The sequence below is a fragment of the Kitasatospora sp. NPDC056138 genome (assembly GCF_042264695.1).
GTDB lineage: Bacteria > Actinomycetota > Actinomycetes > Streptomycetales > Streptomycetaceae > Kitasatospora.
The window spans coordinates 4,850-12,447 of the sequence record NZ_JBHJVK010000122.1; the positions used below are offsets into that span (position 1 = coordinate 4,850).

At 72.7% G+C, this 7,598-nt stretch carries 6 protein-coding genes; 5 read left to right on the forward strand and 1 reads right to left on the reverse strand.

Annotated elements, in window-relative coordinates:
* The first annotated feature begins 130 nt into the window (after positions 1-130).
* On the forward strand, positions 131-940 hold the full coding sequence (locus tag ACFC1R_RS37480) for a hypothetical protein (RefSeq protein ID WP_375946204.1): 810 nt from the start codon (positions 131-133) through the stop codon (positions 938-940).
* 110 nt (positions 941-1,050) lie between these two features.
* Here ACFC1R_RS37480 and ACFC1R_RS37485 read toward each other — a convergent pair whose 3' ends face one another.
* Complete coding sequence (locus ACFC1R_RS37485; protein WP_375946205.1) at positions 1,051-2,451, reverse strand: right-handed parallel beta-helix repeat-containing protein; 1,401 nt, start codon at positions 2,449-2,451, stop codon at positions 1,051-1,053.
* Positions 2,452-2,503: 52 nt separating this feature from the next.
* On the opposite strand from ACFC1R_RS37485, the gene ACFC1R_RS37490 reads away from it, so the two are divergent.
* The 4 genes from ACFC1R_RS37490 (at position 2,504) to ACFC1R_RS37505 (ending at position 7,525) form a co-directional block, all read left to right on the forward strand.
* Positions 2,504-3,694, forward strand: coding sequence for a Dyp-type peroxidase (locus ACFC1R_RS37490; protein WP_375946206.1), 1,191 nt, complete (start codon positions 2,504-2,506; stop codon positions 3,692-3,694).
* A 305-nt stretch (positions 3,695-3,999) separates the two neighbouring features.
* Complete coding sequence (locus ACFC1R_RS37495) at positions 4,000-5,361, forward strand: MFS transporter (RefSeq protein ID WP_375946207.1); 1,362 nt, start codon at positions 4,000-4,002, stop codon at positions 5,359-5,361.
* A gap of 689 nt (positions 5,362-6,050) precedes the next feature.
* Positions 6,051-6,416: a transglycosylase SLT domain-containing protein gene (locus ACFC1R_RS37500; RefSeq protein ID WP_375946208.1), complete on the forward strand. Its 366-nt coding sequence runs from the start codon at positions 6,051-6,053 to the stop codon at positions 6,414-6,416.
* A gap of 419 nt (positions 6,417-6,835) precedes the next feature.
* Positions 6,836-7,525, forward strand: coding sequence for a DUF4232 domain-containing protein (locus tag ACFC1R_RS37505; protein ID WP_375946209.1), 690 nt, complete (start codon positions 6,836-6,838; stop codon positions 7,523-7,525).
* The last annotated feature ends 73 nt before the right edge of the window (positions 7,526-7,598 follow it).

Sequence of the window (7,598 nt, forward strand, 5' to 3'; positions counted from 1 at the left end):
CACTGGACGGGTCGCCCCGTGGGGGGCTGCGGGCCCCGGTAACCCTCGGGCCCGTTTCGGGCGGTTGCGCGTATCGTTGGACGGCTAACCCGCCCGAGTGTGTGACCGACCGACGAGAGAAGGCGACTGCATGGCCCGGAAGACGAAGACCGACGGCCGTACGCCGCGTCGGACCCTGTGGTCCAGGACGCTGATCGCGCTCGCGGTGTGCGGGGCCACGGCGGGCGGCCTGGCTGTCCACCGGACCGCCTCCGACGACGACGCACAGCGGCCGGTGACAGTTGACGAGGCGTCACGGTTGGCCCTGTCGCGACTGAACCTGTACCAGGCCAGCCCGGTGGCGGTGACCCTCACCACCGTCGAGGGCGGCGGCGTGGCGGTGCGGGTCACGGGAGTCGTGGACTACCGGACGCACCGGGCCGCGGGGAGCTACCAGGTCACCGGGTCCGCAGGGTCCACCGCCGGACAGCTCGATCACGGCCTGATCGTCTGGGACGGCGACGGCCTCGGCCTGGCCCCCGCGTCGGCGGGCGACAACAGCCCACCCTGGCAGCAGGCCGAGCACGTCCCCCGCGCAGGCTGGTCACCGCGCTCCTACACGACGGACCCCCTGGACGCCGGGCTCCGGTTGCTGATCCGGCTCGGCGCGGACCGGCCCGACAACCCGCTGCTGCTCGCCCAGTCCGGGGCACGCCGGCTGGGCCGCGACCAGATCGACCACCGCAGCTACGACCGCTTCGCCGGACCGCGGGCCCAGGGCGCCACGCCCGGCGCGGGGCCCGACGGCGGACTGTCGCCGCTGACCTACTGGGTCGACGGTGACGGCGGCCTGCGACGGGTGACGATGCGTATGCCGGGCCTGGGTACCCCGACCACCGTGGAGTTCTCGGGGCACGACGGCAGCGCGAAGCTCCCCGAAGCGCCGTGGGTCACCGGGTGACGTCTCCGTACCGACGTGGCCTCCCGGCTTCCGCGTTCGGCTGCGGCCGTTCTCGACTCACGGGTGAAGCCGGCATGTCGACGTGGGATCCGAGCCCCCGGGTGCCGTGCTCACCGCGGCTGCGGCTGCGGCTGCGGCATGGCCTCGGCGTCCGCCGGGAGCGGGTAGGCGTCCGGGTCGACGACTCCCGGCAGGTCGGTCGCCGGGCGGCCCGGAGGCGTCGGGTCCGGCATGGACGGCTGGGCCGGCGGGGCCGGCACCCGGCTGAACGGGATGCCGGGCGGAGCCTGCACCGGCGCTGTCCGGCCGGCGGGCAGCGTGCCGCGGCCCTGGGCGCCGCAGCCCGCGAGGGTCTCCAGTCCGTCAGGGCTCTGGGTGGCGGGCCGGTTGCCGGTGAAGCAGTTGCCCGGGTCGGCGGAGGCGAGGACGAGGTCGGTGCCGTTGTCCTCGGTGCGGTTGCCTTCGACGCGGTTGCCGCTCGCCGGGTGCCCGGACGGGTCGGTGACGACCACCCCGGCTGCTTGATTGCCCCGGACCAGGTTGCGCTGGACGCGGTTCCCGGTGCCGCCGCCGATGCCGATGCCGATGCCGAAGCCCCCGTCCGCCTGCTCGGGCGTGTCGGCGGCGTTGTTGTCGGCGACGACGTTGCCCGCGATCAGCGCGCCGTGCTGCGGGGAGAGCGCTTCGAGGTCGTTGGAGTTGACCGTGACGCCGACCCGGTTCCCGACGACTCGATTGCCCAGCACCGACAAGCCGTCCGAAGCGTTGGTGAGTTCGATGCCGACGGCGTTGCGTTCGATCGTGTTGCCGCGTACCACCGTGTCGCAGGGCTTGCACTGGCCGACGTAGATGCCGGAGTCGGCCTGCCCGGAGGCGTAGGAGTCCTCGATCACGCCGCCGCGCGCGTCGAAGGCGTAGATGCCGTACAGGCCGTTGCCGTAGGCGGTGACCCGGGTCGCGCGGAAGCCCTGGACAGCCGGGAAGCGGGCGGTGTCCAGCGGATCGTACGCCGAGCCGCCGGCGCCGTGCTGCTGCAGCTTCTCGTCGGTGACGCCGGTGAACAGCACGCCGTTGGCGAGGTAGCCGTGCACGGTGAGGTTCTCCACCACCGAACCGGCGCCGGTCACGGTGACGCCGTTGACCAGCCGCAGCCCGCCGTCGAGGACCACCGTGTTGCGGTCCGTTCCGCGCACCACGACGCGCGGCCTGGTGACGTGCACGCTCTCCCGGTAGGTGCCCGGGCCGATCAGCACCATCTCACCCGCACGAGCGACGTCCACCGCCTGCTGAACCGTGGGGAAGTCCTCCGGCACCCGCAGCACGCTCCCGGCCGGATGCCGCGCATCGGCCGACTTCGGACCCGTCGAGGAGCACCCGGTGGCCGCCAGCGCAACCGAGACGACCAGCACCCACAGGCACCGCGGCGCCGCCGACCGGAGCGCCGCCGCCAGGAATGCTGCCGACCGGATCGCCGAACAGGTCAACAGGCCTTCAGGAGAGAGGATTTGCATGACAGGAGTTCTATCGTCTCCAATAACGCGTATGCCTACGGAACGGGAAAATATGCAGAATCCGGCACAACCCGCCGCGCCCGGTTTCGGACGGCGCAGGGCACTGCTGGCGGCCGGGGTGGTGCTCGCCGCCGGGATCGGCGCGGCGGCCGACGAACCGGCGAGCGGTGACCGGACAGCCAGCCGCGGTGCCGCCGCCGCCCCGCCGCCTGCGCCCGCGATCCCCTTCCACGGTGCCCGGCAGGCCGGTGTGACGGCACCTCAGCAACCGGCGACGCACCTGCTCTCCTTCGACCTCCCGCAAACCTCCGCCACCACGGACCGGGAGACCCTGCGCAACGTCCTCGGCACACTGACCCGTACCCTCTCCACCGCGGCCTCCGCCGCCCCGCCCGACCCGCGCCTGCAGGACGGCGGCACGACCCGGCTCACCTCCCTGGTCGGCGTCGGCCCCGCGCTCGCCGCCCGACTCGGCCTCAACGTCCCTCCCGGCCTGGCCGAGTTGCCGCCCTTCTCCGGCGACCGCCTCGACCCGGCACGCAGCGACGGCGATCTGCTGATCCAGTTGTGCGCCGTCGACCGCTGGACCCTGGCCGTCGTCGCCGAGCTCCTCGGCACAGGCGCGCACGCCGCCGGTGCCGTCCCGCGCTGGACCCAGTCCGGCTTCCTGCCCCACACGGCCCCGGGCGCCACCCCGCGCAACCTGTTCGGATTCAAGGACGGCACCGCCAACCCCGATGACGCGAGCGTCGAGCAGTGGGTCTGGGGCCTGCCGGGACCCCACCGGAACGGCACCGTCCTCGTCTACCGCAGGATCCGCATGGACGTCGCCGGCTTCGCGGCCCTCACCGAGGGGCAGCGCGACCGGGTGATCGGCCGCCGCGGCGGCGACGGCGTCCCGCTCACCGGCACCGCCGAACACGACGACCCCGACATCTACGCCAAGAACCCGGACGGCTCCTACGTCATCCCCGCCACCGCCCACGTCCGCCTCAGCAGCCCTCGCCTCGACGGCGGCGCCCGCATGCTCCGCCGCGGCTACAGCTACGATGACGGCCCGACCGATCGCGGCCTGCTCTTCTGCGCCTTCATGCGCGACCCGGCCCAGTTCACCCGCGTCCAGAACCGCCTGGCCACCCGCGACGCCCTCGCCCCCTTCGTCGAACACCGGGCCTCGGCGGTGGCCTACGTCCTGCCCGGGGCCGTACCCGGCCGGACACTCGGCGAACAGCTCTGGACCTGACTTCCCGCTCGTTGACCCACCGGCGTCCCGTTGCCTCGTTCAACCCCCTTGACCAGCACGCCCACGCCATGTCGCAGCGGCGTTGTCCGGCGGGTCCACTCTTGATCCTGCTCTGGCAAGGGGTCGTCCGCGCGGGGATCGCGCAGCCCGGCCAACGGGAGACCGCGCTCCTCCCGGTAGCGCAGCGCCGAAGGTGAAGTCGCGTGCTCTGTCCGCGACTTCACCGATGGGCGGATGCCGCCTGCCCGCCCCTCCCGCAGTCCGGCCTTGACTTCAAGCCTGCTTGAAGGACGACTGTGACCTGCATGCTCTCCGTACTGCCGGGACGCCTGGTGCCCGCCCCCTACCGCAGGCTGTTCGCCGACCGGACGTTCCGGCGGCTGATGCCGGTCTTCGCACTGTCCGACCTGGGCGACGGCATGACCGTCGTCGCCGTCGCGTGGCTCGCGCTCGCGCTGGGGCCCGACGGCGGTCAGGGTGCGCTGGCCGGCCTCGCTGTCGCCGCCTACGTCCTGCCCGGCGCCCTGGGCGCACTGCTCCTGGGCAGGTGGATGCGGCGGCTTCCGGCGCGGCGGCTCCTGGTCGCCGACTCCGCACTACGGGCCGTACTGCTGGGGGCGGTCCCGCTGGCGCACGTGGCGGGACTGCTCACCCCGGCCCTGTACGTCGGGCTCCTGGGCGCCTCCTCGCTGCTCCACGCCTGGGGCAAGGCAGGCAAGCACGCCCTGTTCGCCCCGTTGCTCTCCGACGACCGTCGTCTGGCAGCGAACAGTGTGCTCAGCACCAGTATGTGGAGCGCGACCATCGTGGGCCCCGCTCTCGCGGGTCTCCTGGTGGGAGTGGTGTCCCCGGCATGGGTCATCGGCCTGGACTCCGCCACGTTCGCCGTGCTCGCCTTCCAGACCGGCCGCACGACCCTGCCACGACAGCCGGCACCGGTGGCCGACGGCGCACAACGGGGGGCGGGCATCCTGCTCCGGCAGCCGGAACTCCTCGGCCTGCTCGTCGTGACCTGGGTGTTCAACCTCGCGTTCGGCCCCGTCGAGGTCGCCTTGCCCCTGTTCGTCTCCGACGACCTCCGTGCCACCACGGCGCTGCTCGGCGCCTACTGGGCCGCTTTCGGCGTCGGAGCGGTCATCGGGGCTTCCGCACTGGGCGCGGCCAGACGGCTTCCCCTGTGGCCGGCCATGCTCGGCATCATCGCCGGCCACGGTCTCGGCATGCTTCCCTTCGCCCACACGCACACCGCTCTGCCATCCCTGATCGGCTTCGCTTTCGCCGGACTCGTCTACGGTCCCTACTCCGCGCTCTCCCTGACCCTGCTCCAGGACCGCACCCCCGCAGAGTCACTCACCACGGTTCTGGCGGTACGCAGCGCCGTACTCCTGACGGCCTCCCCGCTCGGAGCGGCGCTCGGCGGCTTCCTCCTCGACCGGACCGGTTCCCCGGTCGTCCTCGTCGGCTGCGGTGTGCTGATGATCGCCATCGTCCCGATCAGCGCCGTTGCCCTGACGTTCTCGGGCGATCACCGCAGCACTCCCAGCATCCGCCCCCACCCGGTCCGGCCGAGCGAGCAGGGCGCGCCGCCCGAGACCCGACCGGCGCGACACCACTCGCGCCACGGTGGCAGGGCCGAACTCCGGCAGGGCGGAAATCCCGACACGTGACTCACGATCGTGCTCCTGATGACCTGCGACTGCGGGATGACGTCCCGCTCGGCTCAAGGCGAACCACTCCGACGAGGCGTGACCGGGTGCTGTCCGCACCTGCGGGCAACGGCGGGTCGTACACCGCCGACCCCGGAAACACCGTGCGCAAACCTTGGGAACGGGGCCGATCCGGTGAGGGTCGTCACACGCCCCCGAGGTCCACGACTGTCGATAGTTGATCGTCGGAGGTGCGACAGCCGGTCGAGCGCACCTGATAACCATGATCGGGCGAAACCGGGCCCCGGGCGGGGGGCCGGACCGCCTCCCGGGGCTTCCCGTGCAGGTCAGGGCCTATGTCAAAGCTCCTGGAAAATGTCCGATATGTCAGGTTTGGGGATCGGGTCGGCGGGAAACGACGCCTGATCCACGCTCGTCAAGGGCTCTCCACCACTACGACCGGGCGTCGTACCAAGGGGTCTTGGCGGGCGTGTGGCGGGCAGCTAAGAATGGCGGAGTCGTCAGAGACCGCGGCACCTGTCCCGCCGCGGATCAACCCCCTGGCACCGAACGCAGACGCGTCGTCGTGCCGCCGTGCCCCCGCCCGGATCAACGTGAACCCCTGTCCGGTCACGTGAACCCTTCACAGGCGAGGACACGGCCAAACCCCGATTGAGGTCTCTAGTCACATGCCCGCTTTCCCCGCACGTATGCGTACCGGTGTCGCTCTGCTCGCTTCCGTCGCCGGCCTGACCGCCCTCGGCGCCGGTTTCGCCCCCGCCGCCTCGGCGACCACGCCGCAGGCCCTCGCGGCCCGGATGGTCCCCGCGAACCAGCTGGCCTCCTTCAGTCAGATCATCGCCCACGAGTCCAGCTGGCGCGTGACGGCCACCAACCCGTCCTCCGGCGCCTACGGCCTGGCCCAGGCCCTGCCGGGCTCGAAGATGGCCTCCGCCGGTGCCGACTGGCGGACCAACCCGAAGACCCAGATCGCGTGGGCGCTCAGCTACATGAACTCCCGCTACGGCAGCCCGAACGCCGCGTGGGCCTTCTGGCAGACCCACCACTGGTACTAGAGAACCCGGCGCAACGAGCGCTGAACGGGCCCCGACGGCACTGCCGTCGGGGCCCTTCGGCATGCCTGGCGGACGTCTCACCCGGCCCGTGGGCGGGAGCCTCCCGGCCCTGACCCGCGAGCCGGTGGTACGCACGGCTCGTCCTCGCCCTCCCGAGAGTCCGCCTTCCGCCTCGGTCCTCCGCCTGTGCTCTCCCGACCTTCCGCTCTCCCGCGCTCTCCTGCGTTGTTCCGTGCTCTTCCGCCTTTCCGCCCTTCCGCCCTTCGCCCGTGAATCCGCGGGCGCCGGCGCGGAGCACTGCGCCGGTCCGCTCGCGCGTCCGCCGTTACCCAGCTGGGACAGTTCATCGAGAACTGCTGCGACTCACGAGGCGTGGTCAGGTAGTGACTGCAGAGCCGAGCGACCCAACCGGAGTGACCATGAACCCGCGTCCGTCCCGCTTCGCCGCCGCCGCCGTCACGGCGGCACTCCTCGGCCTGGGGGCCGTCGCCTGCTCGGGGGAGGGCGCGACCGGATCCGCCGCACCTGCGGCCAACTCCCAGGCGTCCGCCCCGGGTGCGGGTGGCGCGGCCGCCTCGAACCGGGCCTCTGCCCCCAGCGCCCGGCCGGTAACCCCGGTGGTCGCACACCCGGGCTCGCGCGGGGCGACGGGTACCCCGGCCGCCGCCGACCGGTGCCACACCGGCGAGCTGCGAGCCGACGTCCAGCTCCAGCCGGACCGTCCGGGATCCGCGATGGTGATGCTGGTCAACAAGGGCTCCCGGACCTGTACGGTCCACGGTTACCTCGGCTACGGCGGGCTGCTGGCCGACAACAGCCGGGTCGACGTGGCCACCGCCCGGGTGCCGTACCCGGGCCCGCCGGTCCAGGTCGTCCTGAAGCCGGGCACCACCGCCTTCTCCGGCCTGTCCTTCTCGACCTGCGACAAGGCCGACCCGAAGTGCACGGTACTGGCCGGCCTGGTGGTGACGCCCCCGGACGAGACCACCCAGCTGACGGCGCAGGTGCTCGGCGTGGACGGGCAACCGGTCCCGCAGCTGCCGGTCTCCGCCGCGGGTCTGCGGGTGGGTTCCCTGCAGCCCTCCAACCAGGGCGTCCTGCTGCCGTAGTACCGGACCGCCCCGGGCGTGGGGGGGGGGGGGGCGGGGGCCGGGCGGGGCCCCTGAGAGCCGGGCGGGGCCC